Origin of the sequence: Pseudomonas sp. DSP3-2-3 (genome assembly GCF_049898225.1) — a bacterium.
GTDB lineage: Bacteria > Pseudomonadota > Gammaproteobacteria > Pseudomonadales > Pseudomonadaceae > Aquipseudomonas.
Window position 1 is genome coordinate 316,399 of the sequence record NZ_JAFCXH010000002.1, and the last position, 18,809, is coordinate 335,207.

Below are 18,809 nucleotides of genomic sequence, written 5' to 3' on the forward strand. Positions count from 1 at the left end.
GATCAAAGTCCTTGTTCGCTGAGCCACAGGTTCAGCGCCGCCAACTGCCAGAGTTTCGAGCCGCGCAGCGGGGTCAACTGGCCTTGAGGGTCGGTCAGCAATTTGTCGATCATGGCCGGGTTAAACAGCCCGCGATCCTGGCTCGGGTCGAGCAGCAACTCGCGCACCCAATTCAGCGTGTCGCCCTGCAGATGCTTGAGGCCCGGCACCGGGAAGTAGCCCTTCTTGCGGTCGATGACCTCGGCAGGAATGACCATGCGTGCGGCTTCTTTCAAGACCTGCTTGCCGCCGTCCGGCAGCTTGAACTTGCCGGGAATGCGTGCCGACAGTTCGACCAGGCGGTAATCCAGAAACGGCGTCCGCGCTTCCAGGCCCCAGGCCATGGTCATGTTGTCCACGCGTTTGACCGGGTCGTCGATCAGCATCACCGTGCTGTCCAGGCGCAGGGCTTTGTCCACTGCGGCATCAGCGCCTGGCTGGGCGAAATGCTCGCGCACGAAGTCACCGGCGGCGTCATTGGCAGTCAGCCATTGCGGCTGCACGGTGGCCTTGTACTCGTCGTAGCTGCGATCAACGAAGGCATCGCGATAGGCCGCGACCGGATCGCTGGCGCCGTCCACTTGCGGGTACCAGTGATAACCGGCGAACAACTCGTCAGCACCCTGGCCGCTCTGCACCACTTTGCAATGTTTGGCGACTTCCCGGGACAAGAGATAAAACGCAATGCAGTCGTGGCTGACCATCGGCTCGCTCATGGCGCGGAACGCCGCAGGCAGTTGCTCGATGATCTCGCTTTCCTGAATTCGCAATTGATGATGGTTGGTGCCGTAGTGCCTGGCGATCAAGTCCGAATACTGAAACTCGTCACCACGCTCGCCGCCCGCATCCTGAAAGCCGATGGAGAAGGTCGAAAGATCCTCGACACCCACTTCGCGCAGCAGTCCGACCAGCATGCTTGAGTCGACACCACCGGAAAGCAGCACACCGACATCCACCGCCGCCCGCTGACGAATCGCCACGGCTTCGCGCGTGCTGTCCAGAACCCGGTCGCGCCAGTCTTCCAGCGTCAGGTTGGCTTCGTCGGCATGCGGCCCGTAAGGCAGGCGCCACCAGACTTTCTGCTCGGTCTTGCCCGTTGCGTCGATACGCATCCAGCTGGCTGGCGGCAGTTTTTCAACGCCGGCCAGCAGTGTGCGCGGTGCTGGCACAACGGCATGGAAGTTCAGGTAATGATTAAGCGCCACCGGGTCGAGCATGCCGCTGATGTCGCCGCCCTTGAGCAGCGCTGGCAGCGTCGAGGCGAAGCGCAGGCGTTTGTCGGTGCGCGACAGGTACAGCGGCTTGACGCCCAGGCGGTCGCGAGCGATGAACAGTTCTTGCTTGTCGCGCTCCCAGATAGCGAAGGCGAACATGCCGTTGAGCTTGGGTAGCATGTCCACGCCCCAGGCGTGATAACCCTTGAGCAGCACTTCCGTGTCGCCGCCGGAATGGAACTGATAACCCAAGCCTTCCAGCTCGGTCCTCAATTCCGGAAAGTTATAAATCGCGCCGTTGAAGGCCAGGGACAAACCCAGATGGCTGTCGATCATCGGCTGCGCCGAGCCGTCCGACAGGTCCATGATTTTCAGTCGACGATGACCAAGGGCAACCGGCCCCTGGCTATGAAACCCCCACGCATCCGGGCCGCGAGGCGCCAGCTCATGGGTAATTCGTTCAACCGCGGCCAGGTCCGCCGGTTGATGATCAAAACGCAATTCACCTGCTAATCCGCACATAAGTCCTTACCGGTTATCCGTTGGGGAAGGTGGCCAGAAAAGGCGGCCACCCAGAAACTGACCTATGTGAAACCGGGTAGTTTTAGATCGATCGGTTATAAGGACGAAATTGGGGAATAGCCTATGGCCCCGTTGGAGATTCTATGTCTGAGCAACCGCCAGGCGCCGCAGATGTATTGTCTGAACCGACGCCTTCCCGGCTAAAGCCGGTCCCACTGGATCGCGCTGGTTTTGTGGGCCCGGATTTATCCGGGAAGACGGCATTCCAGTAGACGCAAATGCATCGGCTGTATGTCCTATCGCGAACGTCGCGTAGATCCGTTGGCGAGGCTTGCCCGCGAATGGGCCTATTTAATACCCGGTCATCTCCAGATACCCCACGCCTTGATGGCTGCCGCTGACCGTTACCGGGCCTTCCCAATAAGGAATGCGCAAATCCATCCACGCTTTGGGGTTGAGCGCGGTGGTCGTGATTTCCAGGCCTTTGCCGGGGATTTTCACTGACCAACGGGTCGGCAGGCTGTGTCCGGCGACTTGCGTGGTATCCAGCGGCGTCAGGCTGATGTCCTGCGCATGCAACAACTGCGTGCTGCCGTCCGCCGCGATCCAGGTTCCGGTGAGGTAAGGCTCGCCGTTCTTCTGGCGCATGCGGTAAAGCATCAGTGCAGCGCCGTCGTCCAGGTGCACCGAGAACCAGTCCCAGCCGGTCTGATTGGCGGTCAGTGGCTGGCTGCTCCATTCGCGGTCCAGCCACGCCGGGCCGCTGACGTGATAAGTCTTGCCGTCGATTTGCAATTCACCGTCGGTCTGGAAAAACGGCTGGCTGTAGTAATACGAGGCCTGGCCTTGCTCGGATTTCTGACTGAAGCCCTGTTCGCCCTGCAGCACCAGCGGCTTTTGCGCTTTGAGCGTCAATCGATAGGCAAAGCGTGGATCTTTGGCGGTCAGTTGCATGACCGCCAGCGGATCCGCGTCTGTTTTTGCGTCTGGCCCGGACGACGTGCTGCGCAATGCCCAGTCATCGATCCAGGCCGCAAACGGTGCGGTGTTCACCCCGGCCTGCTCAACGCCGCCCCGGGCGTAACGCTCGGCGGCGAAATGTTGCGTCGCGGAAGTGAGCGCCGCGTGGCCCATCCAGATCGTGCCGTCGTTCCAGCCGGTGCCGGTTTGACCTGCGCGCAGGGCGTTGCGGAACAGTGTCCATTGCACGCCAAAGCGCTGGCCCTGGTCGTCCTTGAGGTTGGCGGTGATGTACCACCATTCAATCCGGTATCCATCGTGGGGACCGTGATCAGCCGGGAATACGAAATGCCGCCCCGCTGTCACCTGGGCAAACTGTTCAGCCTTGTCCGCCAGCCCGGCGAAGCCTTCTTCCGGCGCGGTCGGCTTGTCGCAGGCGGCGACCAACAAGGTGCTCAGGACCAGAACCAGCCAGTTACGTCTCATTGGCGAAGGTCCTCAGCAAGTCGGCGGGGCGCGTGCGGTACAGCTTGAACAGCGGCCATGCCGACGCGAGCAGGGTGGCCAATAGCGCCAGCGCCGCCAGTTGCGCGAGTTGTGCCGGGAAAATCTGCAACGGCAGCCGCCAGCCAAAGGCCTGCACGTTGATCACCGCATCCAGGCACCAGGCCAGCAGCAAGCCCAGCGGCAGGGCGAACGCAAGGGTCAGCACCGCCAGCAACCAGGTCTGGCCCAGATTGAGCAGCATCAATTGCCGCCGCGTTACACCCAGCGCCCACAGCGGCGAGAGTTGGCCGAGGCGGCTTTGACTCTGGGTCAACAGGCTGATGAACAACGCGATGCCTGCCACGGCCAGGGTCAGACTGTTCAGCGCTGCGGTCGCGGCGAAGGTGCGTTCGAAGACTTGCGTCGACCAGCCCTTGAGCTGGCTCTGGTCGATGATGTGATTGTCGTCCAGTTTGAAGCGATCCTGCAGGGCACGCACCAGTGGCGGCACGGCGGCTGGATCGATGCGCAGATTGAAACGGGTCGGCGCCAATTGCGGCCAGTGACTGAGAAAGCGTTGCGAGTTCACCAGCAGATGGCCTTTGGGATTGCCGTAGTCGGCGTAAATGCCGACGATGCGCGGCGACCACATGCCATCAGGTGTCGCAATGCCGATGGTGTCGTCGAGACCCAGTTTCAGGCGTCGCGCCAGTTGCTCGCTGACCATGACCGTGTCCTGCCGGGCCAGTTGCTCCCAGGGATCACCGGCTGCCGCGTCGAGCAGCGGCCAGTGTTGCCGATAGGTCGGATGGTCGATCACGCCAAACAAGTCGGCGGGCCAACCCTGCAATTGAATCGACACCTGCCAGTTGGGCAAGACGGCCGTGACGCTGGGTTGCTGCTCCAGCCAGGTTTGCAGTTGTGGCGCTTGCGCGGCTTCTTGCGGCGTCACGTATAGCTCGGCGGTCAGGCGTTGTTCGAGCCAGTTGCCGAAGGTTGCGCGGAAGCCGGACGTCATGCTGCCCGCGCCGATATTGGCTGCCAACGCCAGCAGCAGGGCCATCAGCGCCAGGCTCAGGGCTGGCAATTGTTGGCGACAATCGGCAAGAAACCATTGGCCCAATACGGATCGACTGCGGCCCAACAGCACGTTGAGCAAGGCGTTGAGCAACACCGGCAAGCCCAGCGCTGCGCCCAGCAACAGCGCTGCCATGAGCATAAAACCGCTGGCGAGGCTGTCACCCGATATCAATGCAGCCAAGGCGATAACGGCGGCGCTGCTGGCAACCCAGGCTTGACGACGCAACCAGCGGCCATGGGCCTGATGCCAGGCTTGCGGGTTGGCCAGGGCCAGCAACGGCATGCGCGCGGCACGCAGCAAACTGTTGGCCCCGGCCAGCAACGCGCCCAGCACACTCAGGCCCAGACCGCTCAGCCACCACCACGGGCTCAGCGTCAGTTGGCCAGCCACTTCCGCGCCGTACAGCCCGCGCAGGCTGGCGGCGACATCCGGCAACAGCAGGCTCGCCAGCCAATAACCGCTGGCCACGCCCAACACGCCGCCGAGCAACGCCAACACGCCCAGTTCAACGCCCAGCGCGGCAATCAACAAACGTGCGCTGACCCCGCAGGCGCGCAAATTGCGCAGCAGCCCGCGACGCTGCTCTAGGGCCAGGCCGATGGCGGCGTGAACGATAAACAGACCGACCACGAACGACAGGAAACCTAGCGCATCAAGGTTTAGGTGGAAGCTTTCCGTCAGGCGCGCCAGATTGTTCTCTTCGCCGCTTTTCTTCAGCAGCAGTTGGCCGTTCAGCTCAGGGGGCAGAACCGGATTGTCAGCGGCGAACTTTTTGTCCAGTAGCAGTCGCGAAATCTGCCCAGGCAGACCGAGCAGCGGTTGCGCGAAACCGATGTCCATCAACAGCACGCCCGGCGCCATGCCGATCTGGCTGTGCAGGGGCGGCAAGGCTTGTCCGTCGAGCGTCAAGGGTTGTTGCCCTTCGTGCAGGCCCAGCGCCTGGAGGGTTTGCGGCGCTATCCAGGTGCGCCCCGGCGGGGTGAAGAAGGCGACGATCTGTGTCATGTCCAGGATTTGCCCGGCCAGCGCCGAACCTGCGGGCAGGGAAACCGGCTCGATGCCCATCACCCGCACGCGGCGTTCTTCCGGGCCTTGCAGGGTGATTCGGCCTTGCACCACCGGCGATACCGGCCAGCCTGCACGACGCAGGCTGACGAACAGATCCTGAGCCAACGGTGCACCGTTGGCAGTGGAAAGACTGGTCTGTGGCTCGCCGCCAATCAACTGACTGGCCTGGGCGTAGCTTTGCCGCGCCTGACTGTTCAGGGCCTGCACGCCGGTGAGCAGCGCGGTGGCCAGCCACAAACCGGTCAGCACGCTGAAAAACTGCACCGGATGGCGCCGCCAGTGGCTGAGCAGGGCGCGCAGCGTCCAGTAAAAAACCCGCACCTCAGCGCTCGCTCTCGGCCGCCAGACGACCCAGATGCAACACCACTTTCTGCGCCAGACGCTCGGCAACCCGCGGGCTGTGCGTGACCATCAGCAGGCTGGTCGGACTGTCTTGCAGCAGCTCCAACAGTAATTGCAGGACTTCATCGCTGGTGGCTTCGTCGAGGTTGCCGGTGGGTTCGTCGGCCAACAGCAAGCCGGGACGTGAGGCCAGTGCCCGGCCGATTGCCACGCGCTGCTGCTGTCCGCCGGAAAGTTGTTCGGGATAACGCTTGAGCAAATCGCCGAGGCCCAGGCGTTCCACCAGCTGCGCCTGCCACTTGGGCTCATAGCGCCCGGCCAGCCGCGCCTGGAACGCCAGATTGTCCTCGACTTTCAGGCTGCCGATGAGGTTGAACTGCTGGAACACCAGGCCGATTTCCGTGCGCCGCCAGTTCGCTAGTTGCGCTTCGTTCATGCGGTCAAGGCGCTGGCCGCCGACTTCAATCTGTCCGCTGTCGGCCTGATCCAGCCCGGCCACCAAGTGCAGCAACGTACTTTTTCCGCTGCCGGATTCACCCATCAACGCCAGGCTGCTGCCGTTTTCCAGACGCAGATCAACCCCGCGCAACACCGCCAGCGGGCCTTGAGCGGTGGCGTAGCTCTTGAAGACGTTTGTTACTTCAAGCATGGCGGGCTTTATTCCGGCGCGGGAGTGAAGGGGCAGGATAGCGGCTTTGCCAGATCTGTTGGAGATTTCGCCGTGTTGTTGGCACGGCGCTGTTGACCACCAAATACCGAACATGTGGGACCGGATTTATCCGGGAAGGCGGCATTTCTGACGACGAAATACAGTGAATGCGCCGACCTCTTCCCGGATAAATCCGGTCCCACGACGTCCTCATCGCTCAGATGCTTATGGGGTGTTTGATGAGAGGGGACAAGACCCCGCCTACCTGTGGCACTTTCACTTGCCCCGAATCAATTCGCGCAACATGAAGCGGTTCGGATGGCAGGCTTCGGCGACGCTGCGGGGCAGCGGCAGGGGTTCGTCGGTCAGCCAGGCGGCAAGCAGTTCGGCGCATAGCGGCGCGGTGATCAGGCCTCGTGAGCCGTGGCCGCTGTTGATGTACAAACCGTCCAGCCATGGACAGGGCGCGTCCGGCACCTGACGTGCGTCTTTGCTCAGCGCCGCATAGCGCTGGGTAAACGCGTCCTTGTCGGCCAGCGGCCCGACGATGGGCAGGTAATCCGGGCTGGTACAGCGAAAGGCCGCGCGGCCTTGCAAGGCTTCCGGCGCCAGGCTGTGTGCGCCAAGCCGCTCGACCAGATCGGCGGATATCTCCTGCAACAACTGCAGATTGCCCAGGTGATCGGCGACGGTGGTGCTCAGGTCCTCATTCTTGAAATCAAAACTGGCGCCCAATGTGTGTTCGCCCAAGCGCGGCGGGGCCACGTAGCCTTCGGCGCAAACCACCGTGCTCAAGGCCTGACTGGCCTCGGTCTGCGACAAACGGGTGATTTGCCCGCGAATGCGTTTGAGTGGCAGATCAGCGCTGGCCGGGAAGCGCTTGATATCGGCCGCGCCCGCCAGAATCACCACCGGTGCACAGTCCAGCAGCACCGCGCCATCCCAGGCTTGCCATTGATCGCCATCACGACGCAATTCGACGACCTCGCGATGCAATTGCAACGCAATGTTCGGATGCGTAGCGTGGGCACGGCACAGTGCGGGCGGATGAACCCAGCCGCCTTCCGGAAAAAACAGTCCGCCGCTGGTGAGCGTGATACCGCTGCGGGCTTGGGCGTCGGACTTATCCACAAGCTGCAGCAACTCGGGGCTGAACGCCTCGGCCAGTTGCGCCTGGCGCTGGGCTTCCTTGTCGTTGAACGCCAGTTGCAGCACGCCGCAGCCGTCCCAGTCGACGCCGCGTTGCAGACGCTCGATGGCGCGGCGCGTGTAGCCGAAGCCGCTGAGGATCAAATGCGAAAGTGCCGTGCCGTGCGCCGAGAGTTTCAGATACAGCACGCCCTGAGGATTGCCCGACGCTTCCTGGGCCACCTCGGCATGCCGCTCCAGCAAAGTGACCTGCCAACCCCGCGCCGCAAGGCTGGCGGCAGTCGTGCAACCGGCCATGCCTGCGCCGATCACCAGTGCCTTGCGCTCACCTGCATATTTCGAGGGCCGGGCGAACCAGGGTTTCGCGGCGGGGAACGCCGGAGCTTCCTCGGGCCAACCGACAAACACCCCGCGCAGCACCTCCCACTTATGCCCGATGCCGGGCACGCGTTTCATCTTGAAACCTGCGGCGTTCAAGGCGCGACGTACCCAGCCGGTGCTGGTGAAGGTGCCAATGGTCGAGTCCGGCGCCGCCAGCCGGGCCAGCTCGGCGAACAGCTCCGGGGTCCACATTTCCGGGTTTTTCGCAGGGGCAAAACCGTCGAGAAACCATGCATCGATCTGCCCGTCCAGCTGCGGCAGCATGTCCAGCGCATCACCGATCAGCAGGGTCAGCGTCACGCGCCCGCCGTCAAAGACAAAGCGTTGAAACCCTTCATGCACCGCCACGTATTGCGTGAGCAGCTGCTCGGCGAATGCCGCCAGTTCCGGCCACAGCGCCAGCGAACGTTGCAGGTCGGCGAGGCTCAGCGGGAATTTCTCGACGCTGACGAAATGCAGGCAGGCGCTGGCCGTTGCGCATTCCTCGAACAACTGCCACGCGCAGAGAAAGTTCAAGCCTGTGCCGAATCCGGTTTCGCCAATGACCCACCGGCCATGTTCGGGCAGCGCAGTGAAACGATTGCGCAGATCGTTCTGCACGAGGAACACATGCCGCGTCTCCGCCAGGCCGGATTCGGTGGAGAAATACACATCGCAAAATTCCCGTGAGTGGGGATTGCCTTGTTCATCCCAGTCGATCTGGGCGTGGCGGGTAACGGTCATGTCGGTCGGGCCTGTGCGCGGGGGGCAGCATCTTAACGGCTATTAATTATTTATACCTTGGCACGGAGCAATAGCTGGTCAGCTCTCGCTTCTTTTCTTCTCGATAAGGACATTGAGCATGACCTCGACTATCGCCCAGCCCCATCATCAATTGATCAGCGATACGCTGCCCGCGTGGTACGTAGAAGCGACTGCGGCAACCCGGCAAACCTTGAATCGCGACATGGTCAGTGGCCAACAGCTGCGCCAGCAATGGGACCAAACCCTGGCGGATATCCAACCACTGGACGAGTTTGCCCGGCCGCTGCTGATCAAGGCACTGGACGATGAGTTCGGCCCAGGCCTGGACGTCGACAACACCTACGTCTTCAAAGATATTTACCAGCGCGGTGCTTTTGGTCAGTTGCAGCTCGCGCCTCCTGAGGTTTGCCTGCAAACGCTGCTGCATGCCGCGTTGCAAAACTTCCATCAGGAAGAGGTCGATGCACCGCACAAGTCGGGACGCGTGCGGATCGTCGACATCAGGCATGTCACCGACCAGCGCTATGGCAGTTATGACGAGTACCCGCGTCATCCTATGAATATCGATCCGGGCCGATTCATGCGGGTCTGCCGCGAACTGGATCTGGGCGGTAAATACCAGCTGCATCTGGACAGTGTGGTCGGCTCATTTAGCGGCGATCCAGCCGAGACTGCTGCACAGGTCGCCGATCTGTGCGGCCGCAAGGAGCTCAACGCGTTGCAGGTTCAGGCGCACATTGCCTATATGCGCAAGGATATTTCCGAAACGTTTTACACCCACCTGCTGGCTCTTCCCGAGCGCGCCAGAAGCAGCGCACTGGATTACGGCTGCCTGAAAATCTGCGGCTTCAGCGTGCGCGACATTTTGGTTTTCAGAATCAAAAGTGAAGAAACTTGCGTCATCTACGTCCCCGGTGAGCCGGTGCAGGGCATGAAAGAGTTCGACTCCTTCGCACAGCTCAAGAGGCTGTTGAACCACAGGTTCACGCCGACGTATTGCAAGGGATTCATGAACCGTTTTATCGCGCAACGCAGCAAAGCGGCTTTCTATAGCAAGGTGGCGGATCGCGTCGCGCCTGGCCGACTGCGCTTGGATCCTGATGACACTACTATTATTCCGCGTTTGATCCATATTCGCGAAGTCGACGCTGATTTCGATCTGAATATTGAGCTCGATGAAATGCCCTACGACCTGTTCGGCCATTTCTATTTCCAGACAATGCTGCGCATCAAGGACGATGCCCGTGTGCTGGCAGTGCCAACCGGCGACGAAGATGAAGCGTCGCGTCGAGCTCGATTGTCCGGATACTTTTCCCTGGGCCTGAACGCGGTGAACCTTGCCGCGCTGTTTGTGCCGTTGCTGGGCGAGGCGATGATGGTCGTGGCCGGTGCGCAATTGCTGACAGAGACTTTCCAGGGTATCGACGCCTGGAGCCACTCCGACATGGATGAGGCTCTGGAACATCTGGGCAGCGTCGCGGAAAACCTCGCGTTCATGGCCGCGTTCGGTGCGCTGGTCAAGGCAGGACAAGCGCCAGAGATGCCGCCCCTCAAACGTTCGTCCTTTATCGACAAACTGGTCCCGACCAGGCTGCCAGGTGGCGAGATACGCTTGGCGTCCCCGGATCCGACGCCCTTCACCCACGATTCTCATCTGCCCGACACACCGCTGCCGGGCGCGGCCGATGTTCTGCAACGTGTAGCGCTGGACCAGGAAATCCACAGGTTCCGCCAGCAGATCAATGATGTCGCCGCTTACACCTCGGCCGACGCGCAGTTGCAAATGGAGCTATTGGTTACATTGCCGGGCTGGCCTGTCGGGCGGCCGATTCATGTGCTTGACACTCAAGGGCTGAAAATCGCCGAATACGGTTCCAGCGCCCTACCGCAGGCTCATCCCAACCGTGTGCCGAGCCTTGAACCGTTGCTGGTGAGGCAAACGCAAATCGCCGACGGCCAGCTTCTGCAAGCGGTCATCGAAGGGTTGGGCGAGGGTGGGCAAAACCGCGTCTTTGCTCGTTCGACGTCCCGTACGCCGGAGACTCTTGCGGCGCACATTGCCCGCATTGCCGAGGGGCGCTCTGCGTGGCTTTTTGACCGGCTGTATGAGGGCCGGGACGTGAGCAACGACCCGCTGGTCAACCTGATCAAACGCGACTTTCCTGCACTGCCGGTAACTGACGCCCGGGAACTGCTGTCCTGCGCCTCTGCAGAACAGATCGCTGGCATGACCGCCACAGGGCGCGTGCCGTTGGAAATTGCAGGCAAGGCCCATGGTTACGTTCAGCAGATCCGCATTGATCGCGTGCTGGAAGGTTTTTGCCTTGTGTCCAAAGCGGATAACGTCGACACACTCAAGGTTTCCCTGGGGTTGCTGGGCGATCTGCCGGGCTGGCCGAACGATCTGCGTCTCGATGTTCGTGATGGTGCCTGGAACGGTGAGCTGATCGAGAGCCTTGGCAAACCTGACGCGCTGCAGCGCCGGGTGCTGATCAAGCGTGGTCTGGCGTTCCAGGCAGTTGACGGGCTGGGTACTGAACCGGGACAAGCCAGCGGCGAGCAGGACAATTTCTTTTCCGCAGTCTTGCAAGCGTTGCCCGAGGCGTCTCGTCAGGCCATGGGTTTTCTGGATGTTTCGGCAGATGCCGCTGCGCTGCGCAATCGCATCATCGATGCAGCGTTCAAGGATCGCCCTCGGCTCTCGAAAATCCTCCGCCAGTGGGCGCTCAAGCCCGGTGTGCGCTGGCCTGGACGACTGGCCGACGGGCGGATTGGCTACAAATTGAGTGGCAGGGGTCAGCTCAACCCGGAGGCTCCGCGATTCGAGGGTCAGGCCGCTGCCAGACGCGAGCTGGTGGCAACCTTGCGCACGTTATACCCGGAGGCCGCTGATATTGAGGGCTACGTGTTGCGCAGGCTGATAAACAATGGCAATGACGTGCAAACCTTGCTGAACATTACCCTGGAAAGTCAGCGGGAGTTTGACGTGCTCCGATCCGTGCTGGAAGGCTGGGTCGAGGTCGGCGGTGCAACGCAGACGGCCGCGCGCCGCTCCATTGCCGAGGCCATCAGCCATGGCTGGCGTTCCAGTCAGATGTACTCGCCTCTCAGTTCACGCGGTCTGGTGCTGGAGTCAGTTGATTTCTCGCTGTTGGAAGACCTGCCGGAGCTGTCCGAGTATCTGGGCACAATCAGAAGAATCACGCTCGACAGCATCACCACGACGGAAGAACAGATGAACCGGTTTCTGCAGCGTTTTCTCCGGCTGACGCGGCTGGAAATCCTCGGAAGCGGGCTCAACCGCGTACCCCAAGGGCTCGGCGTATTATCCAGATTGACTGACCTGTCCTTCGAGGATACGGGGCTGACCATCGATCAAGCGGCCATGGACTTGTTCATGAGTCTGCCTGACCTCGAAATGCTGGACGTGTCAGGCAATACGCTGGGCGACTTGACGGACACCAGCCGCCTGCATGTCACCCGGCTGTACATGGCGAACATGCAATTGACCGAGTGGCCGGACTGGACTCACGATCTTTTGTTGAATGTGCTGGATGTCAGCGGTAACCAGATTGTGCATTTGCCTCGGTTTCTGATCGATAACGAGCAGGGGCCGCTGTTTCAGATGACGGTTTACGGCAGTGAAAACCCGTTCGATCACGATGAACTGCTCGAATGCTGGCTGAACCAGCGCGACAGCAATATGTATGAACTGGAATACGATTTCCCCGCGAGCATTCGTGACCGGGCGCGCTCGCCGACGACCTCCGAAGCCGACTACGACGGCTATTCGTCGGACGGTGACAACGTCGGGCACAACCACTCCTTTGACCAGCCTCAGTCAGCACCGACGGCTACCGTGAGCATCTGGATCGTGGAAGGGCGCACTGAACTCAATTCCAGAATTTGTGTCGCCTGGAACGTTGTTGAGCAGGCAGGTGACGCACCGAATTTGCTGATATTGCTGCAAAGATTAAGGGAAAGCCGTGATTTCACTCGGGTTCATGAGGAGCTGGCCAGTGATGTCATGCGCGTGCTTGAAGCCGCAGCGGAAAATAGTCAGCTGCGCGCCGAGCTGGAAATCATGGCCAATGATCGCCTGTTTGGCGCTGACCAGACTTGTCAGGACGGAGCGCGGTTGATCTTCAGCGATATTCAGGTTGCGGTGTATGCCGAGGCTGCATTGCGGGACGTGCCTGAAGCGCAGCAGACCGAAGTATTGTTCGGCGTGATTCGCAGCCTGTTTCGCCTGAATGAAGTTCAGGTTATTGCCGATGTCGAAATTGCCACTCGAGAAGCGCGTGGGGTGCGTGTCGACCCAGCCGAAGTGCGCATGGCCTACCGCATTGGTCTGGCTACCGAACTGAACCTGCCGGGGCAACCGGTCAGCATGGTCTGGGATCGAGTCGCTGCCGTGGAACACCGGAACATTCTCGATGCCGGGCGTGTGATCAGGCAGCGCGAAGCCGGGCCAGAGTTTCTCGACTACGCCCTGGCGGATCGACGCTGGACCGAGCGCCTGCGTGTTGAGTATCAAGCTGATCTGCAACGCGTTACGGCACCCATTCGGGCGGAGCAGGAAGCACTGTTGGAGCACCCGCCGGTCGATATGGCGGAAAACCTTCGTCGCCATGGCACCATTTACGAGCGTCTGAATGCGGCACATGCGGCGAATGACCGAGCGGCGCTGGCGGCGGCCACCAGGGACTTTGCCGAGCTGAACGCCAACCCGCCTGTGGATCACGATGAATTCGACCGTCAGGGCCGGGCATTGATCGCCCGGCTGGCCGCTGCGGAAAAGGCCTTGCTGGAGCAGTTGACCAACAACCTGCGTCAGAACTGGTAAACGCCGGGATTGCCATCTTTTGCCCGGTCAGAGGCCCGCGATTAAAACTCGCGGGCCTTTTAATTGATCCACGAGGATCGCCGGCGCATCAAGCTGGTCTACATTAGCCGCAGACATCTGAAGAGAGGCGCTCATGTTCGAATCCGCTGAAATTGGTCACGTCATCGCCAAAGAAACCTACGACGCCGAAGTACCCGCCTTGCGCGAGGCGTTGCTGGACGCTCAGTTTGAACTCCACGAGCAGGCAGGTCGCCAGATTATCGTGCTGATCAATGGCATTGAGGGCGCGGGCAAGGGCGAAACGGTCAAACTGTTGAATGAATGGATGGACCCGCGATTTATTGAGGTGCGTACATTCGATCAGCAAACCGATGAAGAACTGGCGCATCCCACGGCATGGCGGTATTGGCGGCAGCTGCCCGCCAAGGGTCGAATGGGGATTTTCTTCGGCAACTGGTATAGCCAGATGCTGCAGGGGCGCGTGCACGGGCTGTTCAAGGACGCTGTGCTCGATCAGGCAATCAACGGCTCCGAACGTCTGGAAAAAATGCTCTGCGATGAAGGCGCGGTGATCTTCAAGTTCTGGTTTCACCTGTCCAAGAAACAGATGAAATCGCGCCTTAAACAACTCAAGGACGATCCGCTGCACAGCTGGCGCATCAGCCCGCTGGACTGGCAGCAGTCCAAAACCTACGACAAATTCGTGCGCTTCGGCGAGCGGGTGTTGCGTCGCACCAGCCGCGACTACGCGCCTTGGCATGTGATCGAGGGCGTCGACCCTTATTACCGCAGCCTGACTGTCGGGCGCTTGTTGCTTGAAGGCTTGCAGGCGGCATTGAAAACGCCAAATTCCGAGTCAACCTTGGTGACGGTGGCACCGATACCTGCAAGCCATGGTGAAGTCACCTTGTTGAGCAGCCTCGACATGACCCTGAACCTGAGCAAGGACGATTACGAAGAGCAGTTGATCACCGAGCAGGCGCGTCTGTCCGGCAACATCCGTGACAAACGGATGCGCAAGCATGCGCTGGTGGCGGTGTTCGAGGGCAACGATGCGGCGGGCAAAGGCGGGGCGATTCGCCGGGTCGCGGCGGCGCTTGATCCGCGCCAGTACAACATCGTGCCCATCGCCGCGCCGAGCCAGGACGAACTGGCGCAGCCTTATCTATGGCGCTTCTGGCGGCAGATTCCAGCCAAAGGCAAGTTCACCGTTTTTGACCGCTCCTGGTATGGCCGGGTGTTGGTCGAGCGGGTCGAAGGGTTTTGCAGCGAGGCGGACTGGCTGCGGGCTTACGGGGAGATCAACGACTTCGAGGAACAGCTCACCGAGTCCGGAATCGTGGTGGTCAAATTCTGGCTGGCCATTGACGAGAAAACCCAGCTTGAACGTTTCCAGGCCAGGGAGAAAATCCCGTTCAAGCGCTACAAAATCACCGATGACGACTGGCGCAATCGCAAGAAATGGCCGCAATACCGCGACGCGGTCTGCGACATGGTCGACCGCACCAGCACCGAAATCGCGCCGTGGACCTTGATCGAAGCCAACGATAAACGCTGGGCGCGGGTCAAGGTTTTGCGCACCTTGAACGAAGCACTGGAAGCGGCGTTTGCGCGGGACAAGAAGAAGTAACCGGGAAGGTGTAGATCAGCCAGCAAATCCGCGGCACCTGAAAGTCTTTCGAGGACAAGTCCTCTCCCACAACGACGGTGTAGAACCTGTGGGAGAGCAAGGACGGTGTAGAACCTGTGGGAGAGGACTTGTCCTCGATGAGACCAGATATCTCGTGGTGATTCACCGCTCCCGCAGCGCCTCGGTCCTGGCTTTCAGCACCGGTTTGAGCAGGTAATCCATCACGCTTTTTTCGCCAGTAATGATGTCCACGGTGGCGATCATGCCGGGGATGATCAGCAGGGGTTTGGCGTCGTTGCCCAAGTGATTGCGATCAGTGCGCACCTGGATCAGGTAGAAGCTGTTGCCCTTGTCGTCGGTAGTGGTGTCGGCGCCGATGAGTTCCAGCTTGGCCGGCAGGCCGCCATAAATGGTGTAGTCGTAGGCGCTGAACTTGACCATGGCTTTCTGGCCGGGGTGCAGGAAGGCCACGTCCTGCGGACGGACTTTGGCTTCAATCAGCAGGTTGTCCTCCAGTGGCACGATTTCCAGCAGATCGCTGCCCGGCTGGACGACGCCGCCGATGGTGTTGACCTTGAGCATCTTGACGATGCCGCGCACCGGCGAAACCACCGTGGTACGCGTCACGCGGTCGTCGATGGCGATGCTGTTGGCGCTGATCTTGGACAGGTCCGAGCGCTTTTCATTGAGCTCCTTCGAGGCGTCCGAACGGAAAGCGAATTCGGATTCCTGAACCTTGCTCCTGATCTCGTTGATCGCCGATTCTGCGCGTGGGATCGCCAAGGTCGTGGCGTTCATGGAGCCGCGGATTTCCACGGCGCTGCGTTTCAGGCGCAGGATTTCCACAGGCGAAACCGCGCCAGAGCCCACCAGCGGGGCGGACATGTTCAGCTCCTGCTGAACCAGGCCGAGGCTGTTGCGGTATTGATCCTGCTTGGAGCGAAATTCCGCCAGCTCCTGGGTTTTCTGCCGCAGCTGTTCGGTGAGCGTGCGTTGCTCACTGGCCAGACGCCGTTGCCGGGATTGATACAGCGCCAATTCGTCCGCCGCGACTTGCGGTGCCTTGGCGATCACTTCATCAGAGAGCTTGAAGGGACGACCCTCCGCCTCGGCGGACAGGCGTTCAACCTGGGCGGTCAAGGTGTAGCGGTCCACTTCGCTTTCACCCTTGTTCGAGCGAAAGCGCGTGTCATCCAGGCGCAGCAGGGTTTCGCCCTTGTTGACCATCTGCCCTTCGCGGACAAATATCTCGGTGACGATGCCGCCTTCCAGATTCTGGATAACCTGAACCTTGCTCGACGGAATCGCCTTGCCTTCGCCCATGGTCACTTCTTCGAGGACGGCGAATTTGGCCCAGACCAGCGCGGTGACGATCAGGGCGCCAATGACCCACACGGTCACCCGCGAAGTTCGGGACGCGTCATGGTTCAAGGCGCCGGCCCGGTAAGGGATGAATTCAAGGTCGTCGCGCAGGCGCGGGTTGAAATAACGCGGAGTTTGAGTGGTTGCCATAAGTGTTGCTCCTTAAACCGAGGCTGAGCCGATCTGGCCTTTGCGCAATGCTTCAATGACCGCGTCCTTGGGGCCATCGGCGACGATCCTGCCGCTGTCCATTACCACCAGCCGGTCGACCAGGGTCAGCATCGACATTCGATGAGTGACCAATAGCAGGGTCTTGCCAGGCATCAGTTCATACAAGTGCTGGCGCAGAACGTCTTCGCTGCCGTTGTCCATGTGGCTGGTGGGTTCGTCCAGCAGCATGATCGGCGGGTCCAGCAACAATGCCCTGGCCAGCAGAACGGCCTGGCGCTGACCACCGGAAAGCAGCTGGCCGCGCTCGCCCACCGGCCGGTCGAAACCTTGCGGGTGACGCAGGGCCAGTTCATCGACGCCGGTAATGCGTGCGACTTCCAGCATTCGCGAATCACTGATGTAGCGCGCGCCCAATGTCAGGTTGTCGCGCAGGCTACCGGCCAGCAGCGGCAGGTCGTGGGCGACATAGCCGATCTGTTGGCGCAGGTCAGCGATGTCCAGCTGCCGCAGGTCCAGATTGTCGAGTAACAGCTGGCCTTCTTCGGGCTCATAGAAACCCATCATCAGGCGCGCCAGGGTGCTTTTTCCCGAACCGCTGCGACCAATAATGCCGATCCGCTCGCCCGGCCGAACCTTGAAGCTGATGCCTGACAGCGCTTCCGGGCCTGGCTTGCCATAGCGAAAACTCACCTGGCTGAAACTGATGGCACCTAGCAGCGGCGTGCGCTCAAGGGATCGCTGGGCGGTGTCACGCTCCTGGGGCAGGGACATCAACGCGTCGGTGCTTTTCATGGTCAGTTGCGCTTGCTGGTAGCGTGTGATCAACCCGGCGATCTGCCCCAGCGGCGCCAGGACCCGGCTGCCGAGCATATAAGTCGCGACCAGCGCACCAACGCTGAGATTGCCGGCGACGATGCTGTACACCCCGGCGACGATGGTTGCCATGCCGGAAAACTGCTGCACGAACAGCGTGCCATTGCTGGCCAGCGCCGCGAGATTGCGTGCGTGGCTGTCCAGTTGGGTCAGGGCGCCGTGGGTGGTTTCCCACTGATGCTGGCGCTGGCTTTCGGCGCCGCAGGCCTTGAGGGTTTCCAGGCCACCGAGGGTTTCAATCAGCAGGGCCTGGCGTTCGGCACCCAGGCTCAGGCTTTTTTGCACGGTGTCGCGCAGGCGAACCTGGATCAGCCAGGCGAACAGAATCGTCAATGGAAAAGCCAGCAGCGGAATCACCACCAGCCAGCCGCCCAGCAGGCCGATCACTACCAGCATCAAGGCGGCGAAAGGCAGGTCGATCATGCTGGTCAAGGTGACGGCGGTGAGAAATTCCCGCAGGCCCTGAAAGTCGTGAATGCTCTGGGCGAAGCCGCCGACGGTGGCGGGGCGCGCCTTCATGGCCATGCCGGTGATGCGTTCGAACAGCGTCGCGGACAGGATCACGTCGGTTTTGCGACCCGCCTGATCCAGCAAATGGGCGCGAATCAAGCGCAACGCCAGCTCGAACAGTGTGCCGATCAGCAAACCGATGGCCAGCACCCACAGCGTCGACAACGCCTGATTGGGCACCACGCGGTCGTAGGTTTGCATGACGAACAGCGGCACCATCAAGCCCAGCACGTTGATCAACAGGCTGGCGAGAACGGCGTCGCTGTACAGCCAGCGCGACAGCTTCAGCGTGTCGCGAAACCACGCTTTGACCCTTGGCACCAGCGGCGCGCGCAGGTCTTCCAGCTCATGGCGCGGGCGGGCGAACAACGCTTGGCCGCTGTAGCGTTGACTCAGTTCGTCACGCGTGACCCATTGTTCACCGCCGTCGCTCTCGCAAGGCAGGATCAACGCCCGACCGTCTTCGCCCCAGCCGCGCAATACCGCGCAGCTTTGCCCTTCGAGCAACAACAGGACCGGCAGGCTCAAGGGGTCGATGGCGTTCAGCTCGCGCCTCAACCAGCGTGCCTGCAAGCCGGCGCGGGCCGCGGCGCGGGGGAGTAGATCCGCGCTCAGACGCTGTTGCGCCAGCGGCAGGCCGGCGCTGAGGCTGGAGCGGCTGGCCGTGCGGTCGTGCAGCTTGCAAAGGATCAGCAAGCCGTCGAGCAATGGGTCGTCAAAGCTTGAACGAGGGTCGAGGGGTTGAGGCAATTCCATGCTTGTCACGGGCGTACTCCCTGGGC

Annotated in this window: 9 protein-coding genes; 2 read left to right on the top strand and 7 right to left on the bottom strand. The window is 61.2% G+C overall.

From position 1 onward, the window contains the following. Positions 1 to 2: 2 nt before the first annotated feature. The 5 genes from ACP7E4_RS04165 to mnmC form a co-directional block, all read right to left on the bottom strand. Positions 3 to 1,775, bottom strand: coding sequence for an N-acetylglutaminylglutamine amidotransferase (locus ACP7E4_RS04165; protein ID WP_426111624.1), 1,773 nt, complete (start codon positions 1,773 to 1,775; stop codon positions 3 to 5). A gap of 351 nt (positions 1,776 to 2,126) precedes the next feature. Continuing rightward, a complete protein-coding gene (locus tag ACP7E4_RS04170; RefSeq protein WP_426111622.1) occupies positions 2,127 to 3,221 on the bottom strand; it encodes a lipocalin-like domain-containing protein in 1,095 nt (364 codons plus the stop codon). Further along, the gene (locus ACP7E4_RS04175) at positions 3,211 to 5,691 is read right to left on the bottom strand and encodes an ABC transporter permease (RefSeq protein WP_426111620.1); all 2,481 of its coding nucleotides are present in this window, start codon (positions 5,689 to 5,691) and stop codon (positions 3,211 to 3,213) included. The genes ACP7E4_RS04170 and ACP7E4_RS04175 overlap by 11 nt, the downstream gene beginning before the upstream one ends. 1 nt (position 5,692) lies before the next feature. After that, positions 5,693 to 6,361 (bottom strand): ABC transporter ATP-binding protein, encoded by a 669-nt coding sequence (locus tag ACP7E4_RS04180; protein WP_426111618.1) that lies wholly within the window; start codon positions 6,359 to 6,361, stop codon positions 5,693 to 5,695. Positions 6,362 to 6,637: 276 nt separating this feature from the next. Further along, the gene (mnmC, locus tag ACP7E4_RS04185) at positions 6,638 to 8,614 is read right to left on the bottom strand and encodes a bifunctional tRNA (5-methylaminomethyl-2-thiouridine)(34)-methyltransferase MnmD/FAD-dependent 5-carboxymethylaminomethyl-2-thiouridine(34) oxidoreductase MnmC (protein WP_426111616.1); all 1,977 of its coding nucleotides are present in this window, start codon (positions 8,612 to 8,614) and stop codon (positions 6,638 to 6,640) included. Positions 8,615 to 8,732: 118 nt separating this feature from the next. Here mnmC and ACP7E4_RS04190 point away from each other — a divergent pair, with 118 nt between their 5' ends. Next, complete coding sequence (locus tag ACP7E4_RS04190) at positions 8,733 to 13,481, top strand: NEL-type E3 ubiquitin ligase domain-containing protein (protein WP_426111614.1); 4,749 nt, start codon at positions 8,733 to 8,735, stop codon at positions 13,479 to 13,481. Between the two features lie 133 nt (positions 13,482 to 13,614). Then, positions 13,615 to 15,111, top strand: coding sequence for a polyphosphate:AMP phosphotransferase (gene pap, locus ACP7E4_RS04195; protein WP_426111612.1), 1,497 nt, complete (start codon positions 13,615 to 13,617; stop codon positions 15,109 to 15,111). A 162-nt stretch (positions 15,112 to 15,273) separates the two neighbouring features. Here pap and ACP7E4_RS04200 read toward each other — a convergent pair whose 3' ends face one another. Together ACP7E4_RS04200 and ACP7E4_RS04205 are read right to left on the bottom strand one after the other, a co-directional pair. Continuing rightward, a complete protein-coding gene (locus ACP7E4_RS04200) occupies positions 15,274 to 16,623 on the bottom strand; it encodes an HlyD family type I secretion periplasmic adaptor subunit (protein ID WP_426111610.1) in 1,350 nt (449 codons plus the stop codon). Between the two features lie 12 nt (positions 16,624 to 16,635). Continuing rightward, positions 16,636 to 18,792 (bottom strand): type I secretion system permease/ATPase, encoded by a 2,157-nt coding sequence (locus ACP7E4_RS04205; RefSeq protein WP_426111608.1) that lies wholly within the window; start codon positions 18,790 to 18,792, stop codon positions 16,636 to 16,638. Positions 18,793 to 18,809: the final 17 nt, after the last annotated feature.

Bases quoted from the DNA above. Each gene is read 5' to 3' on its own strand.
- ACP7E4_RS04165 (WP_426111624.1), bottom strand. From the start codon at position 1,775: ATGTGCGGATTAGCAGGTGAATTGCGTTTTGATCATCAACCGGCGGAC.
- ACP7E4_RS04170 (WP_426111622.1), bottom strand. From the start codon at position 3,221: ATGAGACGTAACTGGCTGGTTCTGGTCCTGAGCACCTTGTTGGTCGCC.
- ACP7E4_RS04180 (WP_426111618.1), bottom strand. From the start codon at position 6,361: ATGCTTGAAGTAACAAACGTCTTCAAGAGCTACGCCACCGCTCAAGGC.
- mnmC (WP_426111616.1), bottom strand. From the start codon at position 8,614: ATGACCGTTACCCGCCACGCCCAGATCGACTGGGATGAACAAGGCAAT.
- ACP7E4_RS04190 (WP_426111614.1), top strand. From the start codon at position 8,733: ATGACCTCGACTATCGCCCAGCCCCATCATCAATTGATCAGCGATACG.
- pap (WP_426111612.1), top strand. From the start codon at position 13,615: ATGTTCGAATCCGCTGAAATTGGTCACGTCATCGCCAAAGAAACCTAC.
- ACP7E4_RS04200 (WP_426111610.1), bottom strand. From the start codon at position 16,623: ATGGCAACCACTCAAACTCCGCGTTATTTCAACCCGCGCCTGCGCGAC.